This is a genomic window from Bradyrhizobium sp. (assembly GCF_035484855.1).
Taxonomy (GTDB): domain Bacteria; phylum Pseudomonadota; class Alphaproteobacteria; order Rhizobiales; family Xanthobacteraceae; genus Bradyrhizobium.
The window spans coordinates 24,729-46,172 of record NZ_DATHOP010000023.1 but is presented as its reverse complement, the minus strand read 5'-3'; the positions used below and the strand labels follow the sequence as shown (position 1 = coordinate 46,172).

The window sequence follows — 21,444 nt, the reverse complement described above, 5'->3', positions numbered from 1 at the left end:
CGCGCAGAAGCGCAATTGCAATGGCTTCGTCATTCCGGGGCGCATCGAAGATGCGAACCCGGAATCTCGATCGAGTATATCATCTCTAGATTCCGGGTTCGCGCTTACGCGCGCCCCGGAATGACGGTGACTACCCTTCGAGCTGTTCGCTGGAGACGATCTCGATGCCGAATCCGGACAGGCCCTTGTAGTCGTGCACCGATGACGTCAGGTTGCGGATCGAGGTGACGCCGAGATCCCGCAGGATCTGCGCGCCGACGCCGACCTCGCGCCATTGCCGGTTGCGGTCGGCCTCGGCGGATTTCTCCTCCGGCAGGGGTGCCACGGGAACGCCGGCGGCGCCGTCGCGCAAATAGACCAGCACGCCGCGGCCAGCCCTCCTGAAATGCTCGAGCACCGCCTGCATGCGCTTGTGCCCGGTAAAAATGTCCCTGACGATGTTGGGCTTGTGGAAGCGCGTCAGCACGTTCCGGCCGTCGCCGATCCCGTTATAGACGAAGGCGACATGGGCGATGGTATCGAACGGCGAACGGTAGGCATAGCCCTGCAGCGGCCCGATCGGGCTCTCGGTGGTGAAGGTCGAGACCCGCTCGATCAGTTTCTCGCGCGCCTGGCGATAGGCGATCATGTCGGCAATGGTGACGTGCTTGAGCTTGTGGGCGGCCGCGAAACGGGCGACCTGCTCGCCCTTCATCACGGTGCCGTCGTCGTTCATCAATTCGGAGATCACGCCGACGGGCGGCAGGCCGCTTAGCTTGCAGAGGTCGACCGCGGCCTCGGTATGGCCCGAGCGCAGCAGCACGCCGCCGTCGCGCGCGATCAGCGGAAACACATGGCCGGGCCGCGCGAAATCATTGGCGCCGGCGTTGGGATTGGCCAGCGCCCTGCAGCAGGAGGCGCGCTCGTCCGCCGAAATCCCGGTGCCGCCGTCGGGCTTGTAGTCGATCGACACCGTAAACGCGGTGGTGTGGTTGGATTCGTTGTGCGCCACCATCGGATCGAGCCGCAACCGGCGCGCGTCCTCGGGCGTGATCGGCGCGCAAACGATGCCGGAGGTGTGACGGATGATGAACGCCATCTTTTCGGCGGTGCATAGCGAGGCCGCGACGATCAGATCGCCCTCGCCCTCGCGGTCGTCGTCATCAGTGACGACGACGAGTTCGCCAAGGGCGAAGGCTTGCAGGACGTCCTGAATCGAGTCGGCCATACTTTAAGGTCTCGCTTTGCGCCGGAGCATTAACCGGACTCTTGCGCCCGCGCCAGCCTCAATACGCAGGGCAGAACGGCTCTGGCGTCGCAGCGAGACAAGCGTGTCGGACTTGGTTAGGATACTGCCAACAAGAACAAGGGAGACGCCGTTCATGCCATCCACCGCCTTCGATTTCGCGCCATTGCTGCCCGCGGGCCTGCCCGCGCCGGCGGCGAAATGGACCGGGCTTGCCAAGTACAGTTTCGTCGGCGGCAACAATGACCCCGATCAGGTCCCGGTCGAAGGCCTGATCGAAGCCGTCGACGCGGTACTGCGGCGCGAGGGCAGGACGCTCGCCACCTATGGGCTGGCCAGCGGCCCGCAGGGCTATCGTCCCCTGCGCGAATTCCTCACAGCGAAATTAAAGCGCGACGCCGGCATCGATTGTGCCGCCGACGACATCCTGATCGTGTCCGGCTCGTTGCAGGCGCTCGACCTCGTCAACGCGACGCTGTTGTCGCGCGGCGACACCGTGATCGTCGAACGCGACAGCTACCAGGGCGCGCTGAACCGGCTGACCCGGCTCGGCGTCAACATGGTCGGCATTCCGCTCGACCAGCACGGCATGCGGATGGACGCGCTGGCGGCAGCGCTGGCCGACCTGAAAGGGCGCGGCATCACGCCGAAATACATCTACACCATCCCGACCGTGCAAAACCCGACCGGCACCATCCTGCCGGAGGCGCGCCGCGCCGAACTCTTGAAACTGTCGCAAGCATATGGCGTTCCGATCTTCGAGGACGATTGCTATGCCGATTTGATCTGGGACGGCAAGCGGCCGCCCGCGATCTATGCCATGGCCAACAATGGCGGCGTCATCCATATCGGCTCGTTTTCGAAATCGATCGCACCGGCGCTCCGCGTCGGCTTCATCGTCGCGCCCTGGGCCTTGATGTCGCGAATGCTGGCGCTGAAGACCGACGCCGGTTCGGGCGCGCTCGAGCAGATGGTGCTGTCGGAATATTGCGCGCCGCATTTTTCCACGCATGTGCCGAAATTGACGCGCGGCCTGCGCGCCAAGCTCGACACGCTGATGGAGGCGCTCAACGAGCAATTCGGCACCTCCGCCGAATTCGAGACGCCTTCGGGAGGCATTTTCCTGTGGGTCAAACTTCCGGACAATGTCGATACCCTAAAGCTCTACCAGTCGGCGCTTGCCGCCGGCGTCGCCATCAATCCGGGCCCGGAATGGTCGACCGACAAGCCCTATGCCGGCAGCCGGCTGCGGCTGTGTTTTGCGAGTCCCTCGCACGAGCAGATCCGCGAAGGCGTTGCCGTGCTCGCCGAGGTGTGCCGCAGGGAGTTCGGCGTGCCGGCGAGAATCGCCAACGTGGAGGCGCGCGCCCGCACCTCCATTTGAGCTTGGAGGAGAGCCGTCGCGATCGGTTGAATCAACCGCCGTTACACGACGATATCGAAATGCTAAGCTTCGATCGGCGGTGATGTTACTGAAACGGAGCGCAAGAGTTGAACGGGCAATTCAGCCGGCTGGCGCTGGCCATCCTCTTCTCCCTGACGCTCTCGTTCGGCGCATCCGCCGAAACCGTGGCCCAGGCCGTGCGTAACTGGGGATTGATCGGATCGTGGTCGCGCGACTGTTCGCACAAGCCCGGCAGAGACCAAAACACGCTGCTGATCTATGAGATCATGGCGGATGAACGGGTGGTGCACCGGCGCGACTTCGGCGACTCCACGGATGAGAACGAAGTGGTTGGCGCGGAGGTTTCCGCAGACAGCATGCTGAATTTGCGCGTGTTCTTCCCGAAGTTCAAGCAGACCCGCGACTACGGACTGATGAAGCAGCCCGACGGCAGCGTGCGCACGATGTATAATCACGACCAGAAGGACGCATACAGCATCAGGGACGGCATCTTCACCGCCAACGGCAACCCGACACCGGCTCTGCAAAAATGCCGCGCTGGCGCGCGGTCAGCCCTTGAGAAAACGAGTGCGAACGCCGCTGGCCTCCGCTAACGCCTTGCCCTAACCTCATCTCACGCAAACAGGGCCGCAAGAGCCCGAACGGGAGAGCCTCCATGACTGCCCTCAGAATTTTCGCGACCACGCTTTGCGTGCTGGTGTCCGGCGCAGCCTTTGCCGGCGACCCGCTGCCGCGTGCGAAACCCGAAGACGTCGGCCTTTCCTCGGAGCGGCTGGCGCGGATCGGCGCTGTTCTGAAGGCCGACATCGCGGACGGACGCATTCCCGGCGCGGTCATCGCGATCGCCCGGCACGGGAAGCTGGTGATGCTCGATGCCTATGGCTTTAGCGACAAGGAAGCCGGCATCGCCATGACCACCGACACCATCTTCAACGTCGCCTCGATGACCAAGCCGATGACGACGGTGGGCGCCTTGATGCTCTACGAGCAGGGTAAGATCCTGATGGACGATCCGCTGGCCAAATATTTTCCCAAATTCGCAGACATGCGGGTCGCCATACACGATAATGGCGAGCCCGTGGCCGAGACCGTGCCGGCCAAAAAGCAGATCACGATCCAGGACCTGCTGCGCCACACCTCCGGCCTGATCTATGGCGGCCGCGGCAACACGCTGGTGCACAAGATGTATCCCGGCGGAAGCGTGGACGCCGCGCGCGACTATGACGGCGCGGCCTTCCTCGACAAGCTCGCCTCGCTGCCGCTTCTGTATCAACCGGCGACCGTTTGGGATTACGGCTTCGGCCTCGACGTGATGGGCCTCACCATCGAGAAGATCAGCGGACAATCGCTTGGACAATATTTGCAGGCGAACCTGTTCGCGCCGCTCGGCATGACCGATACCGGCTTCGCGGTGCCCGCGGACAAGGCGGCGCGCTATGCCAAGCCGCTGCCGGCCGATCCCGACACCGGCAAGGCGCAGCTTCGCAATCCCGAACTGACGCAGCCGCTCAAATTCGAGTGCGGCGGCGGCTGCGCTTCCTCCACAGCGTCGGACTATTTGCGCTTCGCGATGATGCTGATGAATCGCGGGCGCGCCGGCGAGGCCCGCGTGCTTGGCCCCAAGACGGTCGACTACATGCTTTCCGACCAGTTGGGCGCGAACATCAAGAATCTCGTCGGCAATGCCGACCCGACGCGGGCCGATTACGGCTTTGGTCTTGGGCTTGCCGTGCGCACGACGCCTGGCGTGGTCCGCATGATGGGATCGGTCGGGCAGTTCTCGTGGCCCGGCGCCAGCGGCACGGATTGGTGGGTCGATCCGAAGGAAGAACTGGCGGTTGTGTATCTGTCGGCGGCCCCGGGCCCAATCCGCTGGCACTATCGCCAGAAAATCAACGCGCTGGTGTATCAGGCGATCGTCGACTAGAGCCTTTTCCGTTTCGATGGAATCGAAACGGGGCTCTAGATTCTTGATCTGACGCGTTTTCTTAACGCGAACCGGTGACCACTTCGCTCGAAAACGCTCCAACACGCCCGCGACGTCTCGCCGGTACGGGCAGCGCACATCGGGGCCCGAAATATTTTGTAACACCCGCTGGCACCTCTGCACGCGAAGGTCAATTCAAAGCCTCCGCACAACCGCTGCAGATTCATGTCGACTTTCCGCTGCGCTATGCCATACTGGCAACGTAAGATGGCTGGGGGGAAGCGCGCATGTCCGAACCGTTTCTTTCGGAAATCAAGATGATGTCCTTCAATTTCGCGCCCAAGGGCTGGGCGATGTGCAATGGGCAGCTGCTTCCGATCAATCAGAACCAGGCGTTGTTTTCTCTTCTAGGAACCACCTATGGTGGTGACGGCCGCGTCACTTTCGGCATACCCAACCTGCAGGGACGAGTGCCGATGCACTCTGGCAGCGGCCATACGCTCGGCGAGCAAGGCGGCGAGACGAGCCATACGCTGTCGATCTCGGAACTGCCGACCCACATTCACACCCTCAGCGGCACCACGCTCGCTGCCGACCTGCCGACGGTTCCCGCCAACCTGCTGGCCACCGTCGCCAATGTGTATACCGGTCCATCCAGTCTGACGTCGATGAACCCTGCTTCGCTCTCGGCGACCGGCGGCAACCAGGCGCATGCGAACCAGCAGCCGTATCTGACCCTCAACTTCTGTATCGCCCTCCAGGGCATCTTCCCCTCGCAAACCTAGAGGAGCATCCCGTGTCACAGCCCTATGTGGGAGAAATCCGCATGTTCGGCGGCAACTTCGCGCCGGCCGGCTGGATGTTTTGCGAAGGACAGCTGCTCCCGATCTCCGAATTTGAAACCCTGTTTAATTTGATCGGCACCACCTATGGCGGCGACGGCCAGAGCACGTTCGGGCTGCCGGACCTGCGCGGCCGGGTTCCGGTCCATATCGGTTCCGGATTCATTTTGGCGCAGCAGGGCGGCACCGAGACGGTCACCTTGACGACGCAGCAGATTCCCTCGCACAGCCATCCGCTGCTGGCGTCAACCGGCCTTGCCACCGGGACTACCCCGCCGACCAATAATGTGACGGGAACGACGGGCGGGATCCAGATTTATCGCAACGCGACGCCCGGCGCGCTGATGTCTAACCTCGCGGTGTCGCAGACGGGCGGCAACCAGCCGCACAGCAATTTCCAGCCATATCTCTGCATCGACTTCATCATATCGCTGTTCGGCGTCTACCCGAGCCCGACCTAGGAGCGCGTCCATGGCCAATCCGTTCGTCGCGGAGATTCGCATTTTTCCGTTCAACTTCGCACCCAAGGGCTGGGCGTTCTGTAACGGGTATCTGCTGCCGATCTCACAAAACACCGCGCTGTTCTCGCTGCTCGGCACCACCTATGGCGGCGACGGCAAGTCCAATTTCGCGCTGCCGAACCTGCAGGGCAGCGCACCGATGCATCCCGGACAGGGGCCGGGGCTTTCGCTGCACGACCTCGGCGAAAGCGGCGGATCGGACACGGTCACGCTGCTGCAATCGGAAATGCCGCTGCACGGCCACAGCCTGATGGGCGACGTCAGCACGGCCGACGTCAATACGCCGGGGCCGACGTCGAGCTACTCGCGGTCCACTCCCGGCAGCGCCTACAAGAACACGACAACCAGCCTGACGGCGATGAGCGGCAACGCGATCGCGCCCGCGGGCGGCGGCCAGCCGCACAACAATTTGATGCCGTATCTCACGCTGAACTTCTGCATCGCGCTGCAGGGCGTGTACCCGCCACGCACGTAAGCCCCCTATGATCGACCAGCCTTCGTCGGCGACCGGCGCGGCGGCGCCGTTCGGCTGGGCGCGCGCCGCCGATGCCGGGCTGACTTTTCGCCGGATCACCGACGCTGATTTGCCGTTTCTCGCGCGCCTCTATGCCTCGACCCGGACCGAGGAACTTGCAGCGACCGGGTGGTCAGACCAACAGAAGGCGGCATTTCTGGAGAGCCAGTTCCGCGCCCAGCACGCCCATTACCAGCAATATTATCCGAAAGCCGACTGGCTGGTGACGATGCGGGGTGGCGAAGACATCGGCCGCCTTTACATCGAACGATGGCCGAGCCAGCACTGCATCATCGACATCGCCTGGCTGCCGGAGCACCGCGGCAAGGGACTGGGCACCGCGATGTTGCGCGACCTGATGGACGAGGCGTCCTCTTGCGGCAAGGCAGTATCGATCCATGTCGAGAAATTCAATCCGGCGATGCGGCTCTACCGGCGTCTCGGTTTTGCGACCGAAGAGGACAAGGGCGTCTACGACCTGATGCGCTGGAGCGCGGCTTCTTAAGTGAACACCGCCTGGTAGCCGTTGCCGCCCTGCAGCGGCCCGATCGGCACCAAAAACACTTCCATCCTGCCGATCGCCGGGTGCTCGAGCGGATAGATCGCCTGCGGCAAAAATGGCCCGGCCGGCGCCACGAACAGCAGCGAGAAAGCGCCGCCGGCCCGGCCGCTCTGGCCGCCCGGGTCGGCTTTCACCAGCCTGAGCGCGATGTTGCCGCCAGCCACCTCCATGTCGAAGATCGTATCGAGCTGCGGCGAGAAATCACCGAGCTGCAATGCGGCGAGGTCCGCCGTTGGCGCCATGTCGATATCCTCCCGGTTCGAGCCATCGCTCTAGCACATCGCGCCACCCTCGGCCCAGCCCGCTCAATCCCATGCCGGCGCGAAGCCGGGATTGACGCAGCGGCGGTCCTTTGGCAGCCCGGCGATGGCCTGCATGTCCTCGTCGTCGAGCCCGACATTGAGCGCGCCGAGATTCGATTTCTGGCTCTCAGGCCGCGACGCCTTCGGAATCGCCGCGACGCCGTCCTGGTCGAGCAGCCATTTCAGCGCGACTTGGGCGGCGGTCGCACCGTGCTTGCGGCCGATCGCCGTCAACGTCGCATCGGCTGCCGCCCGGCCCTGCGCCAGCGGACAATAGGCCACCAGCGGGATCGATTTCGAGGCCATGTATTGGCGCAACGGCGTCTGGTCGAGCATCACATGATATTCCACCTGGTTGCAGGCGATTTCCGCCTTGATCTGTTCGACCACGGTCTTCAACAGCGCGATGTTGAAATTGGCAACCCCGATGGCGCGGGTGCGGCCCTCGGCTTTCAGTTTCATCAGCGTTTCGAACATCGCCGGCAAATTCATGTTCTTCGCCGGCCAGTGCACCAGATAGAGATCGATCCGGTCGAGCCGCAGCTTCTTCAACGACGTATCGAAGGCGCGGCGGATCGCGTCCGGGGCGAGATTCTCGTTCCAGACCTTGGTCGTGACATGCAGTTCGGAGCGCGCCACGCGCGAGGCCGCGATCGCCGCACCAATCGCCTCTTCATTGCCGTACATTTCCGCCGTGTCGATGTGGCGGTAGCCGAGGCCGAGCGCGCTCTCGACCGCCGCGCGGCAGGCATCGCCCTGCATGCGGAAGGTGCCGAGCCCGAGCCGCGGCAGGCTGATGCCCTGGGTCTGAAGATATTCCATGATGGTTCCTTGAAGGCTTGAGATCGGAGGGATCGGCGTCCGGCGATGCCGCGGGGCTCACCGGAAGGATGGTTGGAAGCGCGCCGTTTGCCAGTCTGCCCGCAGAAGCCTGTCGAGATCAAGATCGAGCGCCCAGGCGCCGCGCAAGCCTCAAATATGTTGTGACGCGCTCGACGCAGGGCAGTCGCCGCGATCGCCCTATCGCTTCCAGTTGCAGATGCCGCCGGAACGGCAGGGCCAGACCTGGATCCGCGTATCGAAGGCTTGCGCGTCGAGCGGGTTGCCATGCCGATGCGCCAGTCTGGTGCGAGCGGCGGGGCGCGGTTGCTCGGCGCGCGCATGCGCGATGCGGGTGGTGTGAACGACGACTCTGGGCGCGGCTTTCGGTTCCGCACGGGCCTGCGCGCCCTCACCCGAGCGATCGGCCTTGTGATCAGCATTGGCCTCGGCCGGCACCGGCGTGAATGTGCTGGAAGGCCCGAGCGGCTTCGGCGAGAGCACGGCACTGGGAAGATCGAGGCCGAGGAACTGATCCGGACGATACTCGTCCGCAGTGGCCACGCCGCTCCATGCCAGCAACGCGGCACATACGAAGGCAGTCAAAACATTTTTCAGGACCATTTTAGGCCTCCTGAAATACGCAAAAATGCGGCGACACCTTTCATTTAGGAACATGACGCGTGCAATGCCAGCCGATGTTGACGGCAAGGTTACCGCGCCTTCCGAACGAGAATGCCCGCGATTTCGTTCCGCGACTGCGAACAAGCTCTCCGCGGCAAAACCCTGCCTTGCCGGAGCTGCACCAAAGCATTGGCAATTTGGCGAATCCCGACAACACCGGCTTTATCGGCGAATCGACGTTGCCGCGGAACACGCCGTTGCTGGCTTCCATGCGCCGGATGGTCGGCACCGAAAGATCGGCAGGCCTGGAGCGTTGCCGCGCGCGGAGACGATTGGCACGCTATCAAGAAGCAGGATCGGTAAAGGTCGTCTCGGTCGGTTCGAGTACGCTGGTATCGCGTTCCCATCCCTCGTTCTCGAGCTTGAGATGCTGGATGGCGATCGCGTTGCCCGATCCGTCGAGTTCGGGCAGCGCCTGGAACTCCGATACCCAGCAACGATAGACGTTGTAGCCCAGGACTTTCTGCCCGGCCTCGTTGAACAATTCGATCGTGATGTCCTTGCGGAAATCCTTCAGCGATGCGTCCGGATCGGTGCCTGTCGCGTTGTGATCATCCCAGACCTTGTTCGCCCATTGCTCGAATGTGACGTCGTAGGTAATGCCCTGTTCCAGCGTGATCGGATCGTAGGTCGATTGTCCGGGACTGACATGGACCCCGCTCGGGTCGCCGCCGGTGCGGTGCTTGATCACCTCGGTCGAGCGTTTCAACATGCTGACCTTGTTGACCCCGGCAACGTAATTGCCGTCCCATTTCACTTTGAACCGGTAATTCTTGTAGGGATCGGAGCGGGAAGTGTTGGTGTTGAATGGTGCTGTGGGCATCCGGATCACTCCTTCGTCATCACGAGCTTCAACGACATCGATGCCACCATCGCGGCGATCAGGATGGCGGCCATCGCGGTCAGACCTACAATGTAGGAACCGGAAAATTCCTTCAACCACCCCATCATCGACGGGCCGGCAAAACCGCCGACCGTGCCGATGCTGTTGATGAAGGCCAGTCCGCCGGCGGCGGCCACCCCGGTCAGGAAGCGGGTCGGGATGGTCCAGAAGATCGCGCGCGCGGCGGTGACACCGACCAGCGCCACACTGAAGCCGATCACGGCCAGCGCAAGCGAGCCGGACACGATCGGCGCCACCAGACCCGCGCCACCAAGCAGACAGGCGATCGCCAGATTGACGATGCGCCGGCCGTTGCGGTCAACATAGCGGGCCCACAGGATCATCCCGACCGAGGCAAACAGATAGGGAATGGCCGACATCCAGCCGATCGCCATGTTTGACAGATGGTACTCCTTCAGGATCAAGGGCAGCCAGATGCCGATGCCGTAGGATGCCAAAGTGAAGCCGAACTGGATGGCGCCCAGGATCAGCACGCGGGTATCCATCAGCGCGGCCAGCCACGAAGCCGGCGGCCGTTCGCGCACTTCGGCGGCAAGCACCGCGTCGAGCGCATCGCGCTCCTCGTGGCTCAGCCAGTTCGCATTCTCCGGCCGATCGTCCAGCCAGCGCAGTGTCAGAACTCCGAGCGGGATGCACGGCAGGCTGACGCCGATGAACAGCCATTGCCAGCCGGCGATGCCCCAGATGCCGTCCAGTTGCAGCAGCAAGCCGCAGATCGGACCGCCGATCAGCGACGACAGGGGAATCCCGACCAGGAACCAGGCCAGCATCCGGGTACGGAACTGGGTCGGAAACCAGGCGGCGAGAAAGAAGGTCACGCCCGGAAAAAACCCGGCTTCGGCGATGCCGAGCAGAAACCGTAGCGCGTAAAAGCTGTTCGGCCCGACCACGAAGGCGGTCGCCGCCGAGACGATGCCCCAGCTGATCATGATGCGCGCCAGCCAGCGCCGCGCGCCGACCCGATAGAGCATCAGGTTACTCGGTATTTCGAATGTGCAATAACCGGCGAAAAAAATGCCGGCGGCCAGCCCGAACTGGCCGGGCGACAAGCCGAGCTGCTTGTTCATGGTGAGCGCAGCGAAACCAAGACTGGTGCGGTCGAGGTAGTTGAAGAGATAGGCAATCGTCAGAAGCGGCACGAAGCGCAGCGCGGCCTTGCGGACGGCGGATTGCAACGCAGCCTCTGAACCGGACTGCTGCGAAACGGCATGATCGCCTGGGACGCTCTGCGCCGAGAGTGTCATCGCCGTTCCCCCCCTTTGATCTTCAAGCCCCGAGACCCGTCGCGCGCCGTTGCGACCTGCCCCCGGTTCTGTGACCGGTCATTTCAAGACGGGATGCCTGCCAAGACACTTTCGGTCCTGCCAAAGGCGGCCAACGCGGCAAAGACTATAGCTATGACAATGGGATGGAAAGCGGTCGGCGATCTCCGCCGAAAATATGTCGCTGCCGCGATGCTTCCCCGCCTGCGCTCGCGCGCCATCGGCGATGCCGATGCAGCCCTTTGGCGCGCGGTCGAAACTGAAGTCCGGACCTGTCAGGATTTCGCGCGACAAGGCGATTTCCGTCTCGCCGCCGCGGGCCGCGGCTTACTCCTTGAGCACTTTGTCCGGGTCGGCCTTGATCGGGCGCGCCGGCCGTATCTCAACCCTGGTGCCCATCTCCGAGGCAGCAATGCGCCAAATTCTCAAATCACGATAATTTCACGGCGGGCTTGGCACCATTATATGCTGAGAATGTGGGAACTTTTCGATGGCGGTGCAGAAAGCAGCCGAGTCGTCCTCTTTCGGGATTTCGCAAGCCGCTGTGATGGACGGTCCGCTTCCTGCCCGCCCAACGCCGGCCGGATTCCGACACTTCCTTGGCACTCCCGAGCCCTCGCAGCGGTTCAAGGTTTTTGGCGTCGATCCGTTGGATGCGCCGGAGTGCTCGCCCGGGGTGCGCGGGCTGATGAACCGTTTGTCGCGCCGGATGGATGCCAGATTGCGATGGCGCGCGCATGACGACGCCACCATCGAATGCTGGGAAAACCCGCGGATTCCCTCGGGTTACACCTACCTGCTGCAATTCGTCGCCCACGATCTGGTGCACTCGTCGATGCCGCTGTCGGTGGCCGGCGGCCTCAGCGCCGATACCGCGAATGCGCGGCGCACCGCGCTAAAACTGGAGACGCTGTTCGGCAGCGGGCCCGTGGGCTCGCCCTCGGTGTACGCACAGGACACGCCAAACGACGAGCGGCGGACCAAGCTGCGGCTAGGCCGCATGCGCTGGAAGGACCGGGATGTCGAGCCAGGCTGTCCGTTCCGCGATATCGCGCGGACGCCGGCGGAAAATGTCACCGGGATCGACCGCAGCATCGCAGGCAAGCGCACGGCGCTGACGGAAGCGCTGATTGCCGACCCCCGCAACGACGATCATGCCATTATGTCGCAGCTGACGGCGCTTTTCGCGCTGCTGCACAACGGCCTGGTCGATATGGTTCGCCGCGGCGAACCCTCCACCGGTCCCAATGCCAACCTCGGTGCGTCCTACCGGCGGTTTCTGTGCGCGCGCGACGCATTGACGGTGATCTACCACAACGTCATCCGCAAGGATCTGATGCGGCGGACGATGCACCCTTCGATCTATAGCGCTTACAGCGACCCGATCCCGAACTTCATCGACCGGCGAGAGCAGGATAGCTGGCAAGTTCCGCTTGAATTCTCCCACGGCGCATTTCGCTTCGGCCACGCCATGGTCCGGCCGGAATACGTCATCAACGACCTCTCCACCCATGATCTGAACAAGACTCTGGAGAAAACCTCGGCCAACGATCCCGTCAATATGCCGCTCGATGCGACCTGGATCGTGCGATGGTCGCGGTTTTTCGAGATCGGAGAAACCAGGCCCAATTTCAGCCGGCGGATCGGCCCCTATCTCAGCGACGGACTGGGCAACGACCAGATATTTCCCGCCTTCGACCAAACCAACCGGGTTGGCCTGCTCTATCGCGACCTCGTCGGCGCCACGCTCGCCGGGCTTTGGTCGGTGAATGCGCTGGCGGCCGAGATCGCCGTCAGGCGGCCGGATCTCGTCGGCGCTTCGCGGCTGTTGGCCGACCGTCCCTATCGGGTCAGCCGGATACGCGCGTGGCTGGCATCGGAAGCGGCCTATGGCGGGCTCTCCGCCGAAGACATCGAAGCGATTGCCAACGATCCGCCGCTGCCGTTCTTCATCCTGTTCGAAGCGATGGAAGAGGCCGACGGACTGTGCCTCGGGCCGCTCGGCTCGATCATCGTCTCGGAAGTTATTTTCGGCGCGCTCGCGGACAACGAGATTGCTGCTGGACGCGGCGCGCCTTCGCTTGCCGAAGCGCTCGCCAAGCTCTGCCAGGAATATTACCCGACCAACGTTTTCGCAGAAGTACCCGAAATTGAACGCATGGATCAGCTGGTCGAATTCACGGCCGAGATCGCTGACCTGCGACAGGCGGAACCAGCATTTTTGTGAGTCGGAATTACTCCATCTCACGCAACCCGGAGGACTGAGCAATGGCGATCGAAAGAATGACCGTGACGAACCACGAGCGTTGGGGCAACCTGGTGAAGACATGGTCGACCGGCAAGAACTATCTTGAGGACGGCAACGAGTATCCGATCCCGGAAAGCGTCGACGAATTCAAGGAGCAACTCGCCAAGGCACAGGTGTTCATGACGGTGCCGGAGCGCTTCACGCAGATCAAGTTCGTGGCACAGGATATGGATACGATCGTGGTGCGCTTGCCGCCGAAGTTTGCGATCGAGGATTCCGAGGAGCGGCTCAGCCAGCCGGGCGCAACCTATCCGATCCCGCCGTTCTACAAGCGCCTGTTCAACGGCATCGATCCGGTGATCCCGGAAAGCGAGAAATTCAAGGTGCATGCCGAACGTATCGGCGACTATACGATCAGCTACTGCGCTTGAAGTCGCCTAATTAGCACGGTTGGGCGATACCCTCGACTGGAAGCCCTGCGCCGCGTAGCCCGTCGCGCAGGGTTTCCCATCGGCCGCTTACACTGATCGGATGGGCTTGCAGGACCCAGCGAACCACGGCCTCGTCGGTCGGGGCGTCTGATCCAACCCAATACGAGCGTATGCCGTTGAGGAAGCGCCGGGCCTCTTGCTGCGCCATATCCGACTGCCCGAGATAAAACAGCGCCGCCGCGCGCCATGCCGACAGTATCCGTGCAATACCCTCTGAACGATCAATGGCCTCGATCGCGCCGGCAAAGTCGCCGCACAGCGTACGAATGATGCCATGATAGGCCCATCCGAGACGTGGGGGCGCTGGCGAAAGGGCCAGCGACTGCTCGGCCCGCAGCCGAGCTTTCTCGATTGACCCGCAGAAGGCATAAAAGATTGCCGAGGACAATAGGGGCCACGGGTCGTTGTCGTTCAGTTCGCCGGCGAGTTTCATATGCGGCGCCGCTTCGGCCTCCCGCAGCGCCATTGCATAGGACCAGCCACAGCACAGATGCGCCCTGGAATCGACCGGATCCAGTTGAATCGCTCGCTTCGCGAGTTCGAGCGTCGCCCTTGCCTTGCCGAAATCACGGAACAGGCCTGGGTGGACGAAATGTTCGCTATTGTTCATTTGCACGAGGCCGCTATGGCAAGGCGAGAACATCGGATTTTCCCGGACGGCGTCGCGAAAGATGGTGACCGCGCGCTGCCAGCTTTCCGCGTCGTATTTGAGATGCAACCTCTGCCCGCGTAGCCAAAGATTGTGCAAATCGAGCGAAACACCTGATTTGTCGGCGCGCTGACCCACGAGCCGCTTTGCGTCAGCAGAACGCGCCATTGAAGACTTCATCGTAGGCTCGGGATCCGCGGCAGCTTCGACCAGCTGCGCGATGGCACGCCGCACGTGCGGATCACTGATCCGCAGAAAGCCTGTGAGAAATTGCAATGCGTCCCGGTCGACAAGCGTCGAACTCGAGTATCCATCTTTCACGGATACGAAGAATTCACCGATCGAAACGCCCAAGACGGCCGCGATGCGCGATAGACTGCTGGCGCCTACCCGGTCGATTCCCTTCTCGTACTTCTGCAATTGCTGGACGGCAATCCCGAGTTCGCCAGCCAAATCGTCCTGGCTCATTCCGCGACGGCTGCGAAAGACACATATCCTGGCTCCTACCAGGATGTCGAGCGGGTCAGGTATCTTCTCTGACATAACGAGTCCCTGGACGTCTGAGGCTAGCAAACCCATGCAATTATAGGCGTTGGGCAACTAGCTAATCGCATTTGCAGTTGCAGAGCTTAGTCGATGTGCGTGAAAATCTTTTAGTCTATGTGCATGAAAATCTTAAAGGGATAGCTGGGTGATACCCTCGACTGGAAGTCCTGCGCCACGCAAAGCATCGCGCAGAGTTTCCCACCGCGGGCGTATGCTGATGGGATGTGCCTGCAGGGCCCAACGTGCTACGGCCTCGTCGGTCGGCGCCGACGATTCGCCCCAGAACGATCGAATCCCGTTGAGAAATCGCTGAGCTTCTTCCCGCGCCATGACCGCCTTTCCCAAGCGGAATAGCGCCGCCGCCCGCCATGCCGGCAGAAGCTGGGTGGCACCGTATGCGCGATCGCAGGCTGTAAGAGCGCCCGCATAGTCGCCGCAGAGGAAGCGGATGGTGCCGTGGTAGGCCCAATCGAGATGTGACGGTGCGGGCGAAAGAGCGAGCGATTGGTCGGCTCGCAGACGAGCCTGCTCGGTCGACCCGCAGCAAGCGCAATAGAGCGCAACTGACAGCAGCGTCCATGGATCGTTGTCGTTCAACTCGCAAGCGAGTTCCATATGCGGCGCAGCCTCGGCCTCCCGGAGCGCCATCGCATAAGACCAGCCGCAGCACAGATGCGCCCTTGAATCGACTGGATCCAGTTGAACGGCACGTTTCGCAAGTTCGAGCGTCGCTTTTGCGTTGCCGAGATCGCGGAACGAGCCAGGGTGAACAAAATGCGCGATATTGTTCATCTGCACCAGGCTGCTGTAGCAAGGCGAGAAGGTGGGATTCTCTCGGATGGCATCGCGGAAGATGGTCACCGCACGCTGCCAGCTCTCCGCATCGAATTTGAAGAGCAAACTCTGCCCGCGGAGCCAGCGGTCGTGCATATCCAGGGAGACATCGGGTTCGCCTGCGAGCCGCATCAGCCGTTCGGCTGATAGCTGGACGTTCAGCGACATCGCGATCCGTCGAATGATGCGCTGCTGCGCCTCGAACCAGTTGTTGAGGCTGAGGCGAAAGCTTTCGCTCCAGACGTAAATGCCCATGGTATCGTCTTTCAACACCATGACCATGTTGATTTCGGTGCCCGCCTGATATGCGGTGGTTTCGATGCTGTATTGAAGCGTCGAATCCGCCGCTGGAATCGCAACATCGGCGGGTCGACGGTCGACCGCGCTCCATCCGCGAAAGTGAGTGTCGGGGTCACGATCGACCACGCTCCATTCGCGAAAGCGTACCAGGGACGCCGCGAGATGTTGGTGAAAACCCTGCACAAGGTGAGTATGATCGCGGTCGATGGCATGCATGGCAAAAGGCCGCAGCACGAGGTATGTCTTTGCCGGTGCTTTGACCTCTGCAGCCATTGGCGAGACAGCCCGGTCAACCCTTTCGTCGGTCGTCCGCAATGCTTGCCTGCCGGCCGCACCGCGTGTCGCGACGTCCACGAGTGGTCGTTCGAAAGCTCCGAGCTTGATCTTCGCAACGAGTTCTTCCGTCGCGAGCGCTGGCTCCATGCCGTAATCACGCTCCAGCAAATCCCACAGCGCCTTGTAGATGCGCAGTGCGCCTGCCACATCGCCCTGCTCCGCATGCTCGCGCATCAGATGGCAGCAGGCCTCTTCGTGGGTAGGGTCGAGATTGACGATGGCGGTCGCGATTTCGGTCTTGACGTCGGCGGGAACATCCTGCGCGACCAGACCGGCATTGAGGCTCCGCATCAACCTGTCACTGATGGTCTGACGCTTGGCGAGAACCCAGATCCGGAATGACGGATCGAGGTCGTCCATGCCTTCGAGTATCCGTTCGCCGAAGTCAGGGGTATTGAGCAGCAGGGGATGCACGGCGCCGCGCTCAGCCAGGCTGATGATGCTTTCGATATCGACCTCGACTTTCCCGGGGTCGAGATGGATCGCGAGCCTCCCCGCCAAGAAACCGCCATATCCCGCGTCCTCGAACGTGGTCCGCAATTCACGAACCACCTGGCGCAGCGAGGCGCGGGCTTTTTCCTCGTCGGAGCGGCTCCACAACAAGCCGACCAGCCGTTCGCGGCTCTCGTGTTTGGCCTCGGTCAGGGCGAGATAGCTGAGAACGGCAGCCGCCTTCTGGGTCCGGAGTTCGACCGCGTGACCACCGAACATGATCGAGGGACGTCCCACCAGCGAGACGGCAAGCCGCGCAGCGCTGGCGGGCACCGTTGCGGCTTCGGTTGCGACCAACTCTTGAACCCTGGCAGCCCGTTGCATCCAATGCTTTCCGTATCTGCTCGGCGTTCGACGATTATATCAGGCCGATGCCGCCGGTATAGGCCGCTCCCCCGCCGGTTCGTGCAATCATATCGGCTAACCTCGGCGTAATGATCTCCGAAGGCAATGGCTGGAGGCCGGGCGCGATGACGCGGGCCGCCGGAACCGCGAACTGCGGGCGGGTCAGATCGAGGCCAAAAGCCTCGATTCCGAGCTGCGCCAGGCGGTCTGCGATCAGCCGCAGCACGGCCCCCGGGTCGGTCGTGCCGATCGCCAGGTGCGGTGAGCGCTCCGGTTCCGGCTGCAGCAGCAGACACCGGTCGGCGTTCAACATCGTCGCATGCCGCCGGTGATTTCGGTCCCGCGCATTCAGCGCGGCCTCCCCGCGCTCCCGGAGCTTCGCTTCGACCACCGCATGGGCCAGTTCGCCCTGGCACATTTCCAGAATGGCGGAACGGGCCGCAGCCTCAAGTGTCGGCCGCGCCGCCAGGCCAAAGGCAAAGCCGAAGCCGTCCGCCTTGCAGGAGACGGCGGCAACACAGGGCACACCGATATCCGTCGTGATATCGAGCAACCAGCCACGCCGCACTGTGGCGCCCTGCCGCAGTTGCGCCAACAGCGTCTCGGCCGCGGCGTGGGCCTGATGCCCCGGCGGGATCGATTTGCCGCGGTTGCCGCCCTGCCACCACAGGCCGGCCGCGTCCCGCTCGATCAGTTCGAGCAGTCCGTGCAATGCGGCTGCGTCCCAGGACTGGCCCGCGGCCGATCCGGTGCTCAGCGGAAACGGCGGCTTGACCTGCTGCCGATGCAGCGGCCGCCGCAGGCACAAATCCGCCGGCAGCCAGACTTCGCAACCATCGGTGAGCCGCCTGACCCGGTGCCATGAGAGTTCCGCATCGGGCTGAGCACGGTGCGCGGCGAACGCCGCGAGGAACTCGCGCGCCTGCGCACCCAGCCCGGCTGCAGGATCGCCTGGATCAGATTCCAGCACGTCATCGGCGGTCTGCAGCTGGGAGAGATATTCGATACCCTCGCCGATACAGCCCTGAAAGGCATCCTGCAGCGAAAGGCCCACGCCGGAGACACCGACCAACGGCTGCCCCGCGTGGAGAGGATCGGCGAGGCCCGGATCGAATTCTGCGCCAAGGGCGACCAGGCCGGGCGCATCGGGCGCGGCGAGTTCGAAGACCCGCGCGAACCGCGATGCCGCCTTGAGCAGGTTGGCCCGATGGTGCGTCTGCACATCGGAATAGGCACTTTCGGAATCGGCCGTGCTCGCATAGCCAAGCTCGTCGAGCAGGGACCGGGCACCGCGATCATCGGTACTTTCCGGCATGTCGCCGAGCAACAATGAGGCGGCGCGAGCAAACAGATTTGGCATCCCGTCTCCGGCCCGGTTCACGGTGGCCTCACGCCTGCCTCGCAAAGTCTGCCGGGCGGGGACATCTCAATGTCGCTCCGGAGGAAGAAATGCTCGCGAAAGCCTTTGTCATCGCCATGGCAGCCGATATTGCCCGCTCCGACTATGCAAAGCCAACCCTCATCCGTAGCCGCAGCCGGGAATGGTTGATCGCGTGCCGCTGGGGTCCCGAGGGCGAATACCTGTCCATCGCAACCGCCGGCTCGATCATGGAACCGGCCGGGCTTTCGGCACCCGGCGCCATTGCCCCGATCCACAGCCTGTTCGGTGTGCTGGTCTCGGAATCTGAAACGGACGCCGCCAGCACCTTTCTGCTGGTGCGTCAGTTGCCGACGCCGATCGAACTCGCGGGCACCTTCTTTCCAGCCGACGGCTATGTGTTGGTGCAGCAGCGCGACACCATCCGCCTGGTCTGCGAAACCCGCTATTCGCACAGTTGCGGCTGGCTGGATGGCAAGGAGGTCCGCAAGGATATTCCGGACCCGGCTCCGTCATCGGCGGAGGCGATGGCATGGCATATCGAGGCGAAGCGCTGCAACTGGATCGGCGAGTTCGTCTCAGCGCCGCTGTTGCGGGAAAGGCGAGCCATTTACGCTGCCGGATGAGGTGCCGTCGGATCAGTTGATTCACGCATAGCAACGGTGGCGCCGGATCGCCGCAAGCCCGTAAACGCGCAGCCCAGGCCTCAGCTCCCCGCCTTGCTCTGCCGCGGCACCATCCGCTTGACTGCCGCCGGACGCGCCGCCGCGGATCTCGCCGCGGGCCGCAGGTCGGCGATGGTTTCGACCAGAAGCGCGATGGCGCGCCGCACCCGCGGATCGCGGGTCCGCGAAAAGGCCGTGAGAACCCGCAACGCATCCCGTTCGGCAAGCAGCCGAAAGGGTGATTTCGCGTCGGAACGCTTGTTCCGGGAAGGCTCGAAAAGATCCCCGATCGAGATCTCCAATACGGCCGCGATCCGCGACAGCCGGCTGGCGCCTACCCGATTGATTCCCTTTTCGTATTTCTGCACCTGCTGGAACGCGACACCGATCCTGGCGGCGAGGTCGCTCTGGCTCATTCCGCGGTGAGTCCGAAAAATACGAATCCTGGCTCCCACCATGACGTCGAGTGGGTCGGGCGTTTTAGCCAACATAACCGCAGTCTCCAGACCTCTGATTGCTGGCGAACCGGGTTACAACTATAGGCGTTGCACAAGCTAGCGTGCAATCCCCTTAATTGGCTTTTCCTGCCCGAAATTTCCAAGCGTCAGGACGCACCTGCCCTCCGGATCGATCGACGCCGTGACGGTCTGGTGGGGCGCCACCGTCAGGAATTTCTCCAGAATCAAGCGGCTCTCTTCGGACAGGCCGAATATTCCCCGCGTGAGCTCGAAAAACCCCGGCTCCTCCCCGACATACAGAAGTTCGTGGAGTTCCGCGACGGTGTATCGTCCCAGGGCGGCAAACAGCCGTTCAGTTTCGTCTTCCGAACTGCTCTCGTCTGAACGAACAAAATTGTAGATGATCGCGGTCATCTTTCCCCCGAATGCGTCGCTAGGCGTTGGACGGCACGCCGCGCTGGCAATCTGACCGCGCTATCGTGATTTCAACGTGATCGGACCAACCCCTTGGCCGATCGGCTTGCCTGCACGGGCGAAGCGGCGTGCAGGTTTCATGAAACCGAGATTGGCCTCCAAGGCGCGGACGAAAAAAGGGCTGAACTCCAGGAATATCAGGGGAGGAGTGACAGTCTCGAAGCTGCGATTGTCCTGAGGTTGTTAGCATTCGCACAAAACAGTCTGCCAAAGGCAGGCTTTTTCAACGACAGCTACCGTCGTTCGCCGGGCTTTACCTCTACCCCGGCCCATTGCTCGACTGGCTGAACGATTTGCGTAATGTCCGAGTCCCCACCCTTGAGTGCTTTTGCGATCCCGACGAGCTGGCGGACGGCATTACCGACGATCATCGGCACGCCGAGGCGCTCGGCCTCCTCCAGGCAGAGCCGTACGTCCTTGTAGAGCAGCTCGGTCGCAAAACCGAAATCGAATTTCCGCGGAAGCACGCAGCGGGGAAACTTGTCGGCGGTTGCCGTATTGCGCCCGCTGCCGGCATTGATGACGTCGAGCATGACCGCCGGGTCGAGGCCGGCCTTCGTTCCCATCACAAGCGCTTCCGACGTAATCGCAATGGCGGTTGCCGACAGAAGATTATTGCAAAGCTTCATCGTCTGCCCGAGCCCCGGCTGTTCGCCGACCCAGAACACCTTGCCGATGACGCCAAGGATCGGCATCAATTCGCCCGTCAAATGCTTCGGGCCTGACACCATGACCGCGAGCGTTCCCTTGTCGGCACCGGACGGGCCGCCGCTTACCGGTGCATCGACGGCGACGATGCCCTTCTCTGCCAGGCCGTTGGCGACCTCGATCGCGACACGGGGACCGGTCGTCGACAAGTCGATGAAGATCTGGGCCTTGCTGCCCGCCACCACGCCATTCGATGCCAGCGCGACCGCCTTGACGATATCGGGCGTCGGCAGACTGACCAGGACGATCTCGGCCTGAGAGGCTACATCGGCCGGAGAATGCGCCGCGCTCGCGCCTTCCGAAGTTGCCCGCTGCAATGCGCGCGGGTCGGCGTCGTAGACGACGACCTTGTTGCCCGCCGCGACAAGACGCCGTGACATGTGGGCGCCCATGCGGCCGACGCCAATGAAACCGAGAGTCTTGCCTGTCATCCGTCGGTCCTTTGAGGAAAACGCTTATGGGTCGCGAACACGGGCACTCGCCGCGCGCTCTCCCGGCGACCGCTACATTGACGGAGCGTATTGCTGTCTGTCAATCTGACAGGCATGGCGCG

Annotated in this window: 22 protein-coding genes; 10 read left to right on the top strand and 12 right to left on the bottom strand. The window is 62.8% G+C overall.

Annotation, left to right across the window (positions count from 1 at the left end; translation table 11 throughout):
• Positions 1-130: 130 nt before the first annotated feature.
• Positions 131-1,207, bottom strand: coding sequence for a 3,4-dihydroxy-2-butanone-4-phosphate synthase (gene ribB / locus VK804_RS01970; protein ID WP_325367245.1), 1,077 nt, complete (start codon positions 1,205-1,207; stop codon positions 131-133).
• A 154-nt stretch (positions 1,208-1,361) separates the two neighbouring features.
• Here ribB and VK804_RS01965 point away from each other — a divergent pair, with 154 nt between their 5' ends.
• The 7 genes from VK804_RS01965 to VK804_RS01935 all read left to right on the top strand — a co-directional run bounded on the left by VK804_RS01965 (position 1,362) and on the right by VK804_RS01935 (position 6,939).
• Complete coding sequence (locus VK804_RS01965; protein WP_325367243.1) at positions 1,362-2,609, top strand: PLP-dependent aminotransferase family protein; 1,248 nt, start codon at positions 1,362-1,364, stop codon at positions 2,607-2,609.
• Positions 2,610-2,716: 107 nt separating this feature from the next.
• Positions 2,717-3,223: a hypothetical protein gene (locus VK804_RS01960; RefSeq protein ID WP_325367241.1), complete on the top strand. Its 507-nt coding sequence runs from the start codon at positions 2,717-2,719 to the stop codon at positions 3,221-3,223.
• Positions 3,224-3,285: 62 nt separating this feature from the next.
• A complete protein-coding gene (locus tag VK804_RS01955; protein WP_325367239.1) occupies positions 3,286-4,557 on the top strand; it encodes a serine hydrolase domain-containing protein in 1,272 nt (423 codons plus the stop codon).
• A 287-nt stretch (positions 4,558-4,844) separates the two neighbouring features.
• Positions 4,845-5,342 (top strand): phage tail protein, encoded by a 498-nt coding sequence (locus VK804_RS01950; protein WP_325367237.1) that lies wholly within the window; start codon positions 4,845-4,847, stop codon positions 5,340-5,342.
• An 11-nt stretch (positions 5,343-5,353) separates the two neighbouring features.
• A complete protein-coding gene (locus VK804_RS01945) occupies positions 5,354-5,860 on the top strand; it encodes a phage tail protein (RefSeq protein WP_325367235.1) in 507 nt (168 codons plus the stop codon).
• Positions 5,861-5,870: 10 nt separating this feature from the next.
• Complete coding sequence (locus VK804_RS01940) at positions 5,871-6,395, top strand: phage tail protein (protein WP_325367233.1); 525 nt, start codon at positions 5,871-5,873, stop codon at positions 6,393-6,395.
• A gap of 7 nt (positions 6,396-6,402) precedes the next feature.
• Positions 6,403-6,939: a GNAT family N-acetyltransferase gene (locus VK804_RS01935; protein ID WP_325367231.1), complete on the top strand. Its 537-nt coding sequence runs from the start codon at positions 6,403-6,405 to the stop codon at positions 6,937-6,939.
• Here the strand turns inward: VK804_RS01935 and VK804_RS01930 are convergent.
• The 5 genes from VK804_RS01930 to VK804_RS01910 all read right to left on the bottom strand — a co-directional run bounded on the left by VK804_RS01930 (position 6,936) and on the right by VK804_RS01910 (position 10,880).
• Positions 6,936-7,238 (bottom strand): DUF6916 family protein, encoded by a 303-nt coding sequence (locus tag VK804_RS01930; RefSeq protein ID WP_325367229.1) that lies wholly within the window; start codon positions 7,236-7,238, stop codon positions 6,936-6,938. The genes VK804_RS01935 and VK804_RS01930 overlap by 4 nt on opposite strands.
• Before the next feature lie 63 nt (positions 7,239-7,301).
• Positions 7,302-8,120 carry an aldo/keto reductase gene (locus VK804_RS01925; protein WP_325367227.1) on the bottom strand — a complete coding sequence of 273 codons (819 nt, stop codon included), beginning with the start codon at positions 8,118-8,120 and terminating at the stop codon, positions 7,302-7,304.
• A 198-nt stretch (positions 8,121-8,318) separates the two neighbouring features.
• Positions 8,319-8,741 (bottom strand): hypothetical protein, encoded by a 423-nt coding sequence (locus tag VK804_RS01920; RefSeq protein ID WP_325367225.1) that lies wholly within the window; start codon positions 8,739-8,741, stop codon positions 8,319-8,321.
• A gap of 343 nt (positions 8,742-9,084) precedes the next feature.
• Entirely contained in the window at positions 9,085-9,624 is a 540-nt protein-coding gene (locus VK804_RS01915; RefSeq protein ID WP_325367223.1) for a phage tail protein, read from the bottom strand.
• Positions 9,625-9,629: 5 nt separating this feature from the next.
• Positions 9,630-10,880, bottom strand: coding sequence for an MFS transporter (locus VK804_RS01910; RefSeq protein ID WP_325367221.1), 1,251 nt, complete (start codon positions 10,878-10,880; stop codon positions 9,630-9,632).
• A 775-nt stretch (positions 10,881-11,655) separates the two neighbouring features.
• On the opposite strand from VK804_RS01910, the gene VK804_RS01905 reads away from it, so the two are divergent.
• Positions 11,656-13,194 (top strand): hypothetical protein, encoded by a 1,539-nt coding sequence (locus VK804_RS01905; protein WP_325367219.1) that lies wholly within the window; start codon positions 11,656-11,658, stop codon positions 13,192-13,194.
• Between the two features lie 41 nt (positions 13,195-13,235).
• Positions 13,236-13,646 carry a hypothetical protein gene (locus tag VK804_RS01900; protein ID WP_325367217.1) on the top strand — a complete coding sequence of 137 codons (411 nt, stop codon included), beginning with the start codon at positions 13,236-13,238 and terminating at the stop codon, positions 13,644-13,646.
• Positions 13,647-13,656: 10 nt separating this feature from the next.
• Here VK804_RS01900 and VK804_RS01895 read toward each other — a convergent pair whose 3' ends face one another.
• The 3 genes from VK804_RS01895 to VK804_RS01885 form a co-directional block, all read right to left on the bottom strand.
• A complete protein-coding gene (locus VK804_RS01895) occupies positions 13,657-14,898 on the bottom strand; it encodes a helix-turn-helix domain-containing protein (RefSeq protein ID WP_325367215.1) in 1,242 nt (413 codons plus the stop codon).
• A gap of 132 nt (positions 14,899-15,030) precedes the next feature.
• Positions 15,031-17,187 (bottom strand): BTAD domain-containing putative transcriptional regulator, encoded by a 2,157-nt coding sequence (locus VK804_RS01890; RefSeq protein ID WP_325367213.1) that lies wholly within the window; start codon positions 17,185-17,187, stop codon positions 15,031-15,033.
• Between the two features lie 34 nt (positions 17,188-17,221).
• On the bottom strand, positions 17,222-18,568 hold the full coding sequence (locus VK804_RS01885) for a YcaO-like family protein (protein ID WP_325367211.1): 1,347 nt from the start codon (positions 18,566-18,568) through the stop codon (positions 17,222-17,224).
• Between the two features lie 89 nt (positions 18,569-18,657).
• On the opposite strand from VK804_RS01885, the gene VK804_RS01880 reads away from it, so the two are divergent.
• Positions 18,658-19,212, top strand: coding sequence for a hypothetical protein (locus VK804_RS01880; protein ID WP_325367209.1), 555 nt, complete (start codon positions 18,658-18,660; stop codon positions 19,210-19,212).
• An 80-nt stretch (positions 19,213-19,292) separates the two neighbouring features.
• On the opposite strand, the gene VK804_RS01875 is transcribed toward VK804_RS01880, so the two are convergent.
• The 3 genes from VK804_RS01875 to VK804_RS01865 form a co-directional block, all read right to left on the bottom strand.
• Complete coding sequence (locus tag VK804_RS01875; protein ID WP_325367294.1) at positions 19,293-19,709, bottom strand: helix-turn-helix transcriptional regulator; 417 nt, start codon at positions 19,707-19,709, stop codon at positions 19,293-19,295.
• A 96-nt stretch (positions 19,710-19,805) separates the two neighbouring features.
• The gene (locus VK804_RS01870; protein ID WP_325367207.1) at positions 19,806-20,123 is read right to left on the bottom strand and encodes a hypothetical protein; all 318 of its coding nucleotides are present in this window, start codon (positions 20,121-20,123) and stop codon (positions 19,806-19,808) included.
• Positions 20,124-20,416: 293 nt separating this feature from the next.
• Entirely contained in the window at positions 20,417-21,322 is a 906-nt protein-coding gene (locus VK804_RS01865; protein ID WP_325367205.1) for an NAD(P)-dependent oxidoreductase, read from the bottom strand.
• Positions 21,323-21,444 lie beyond the last annotated feature (122 nt).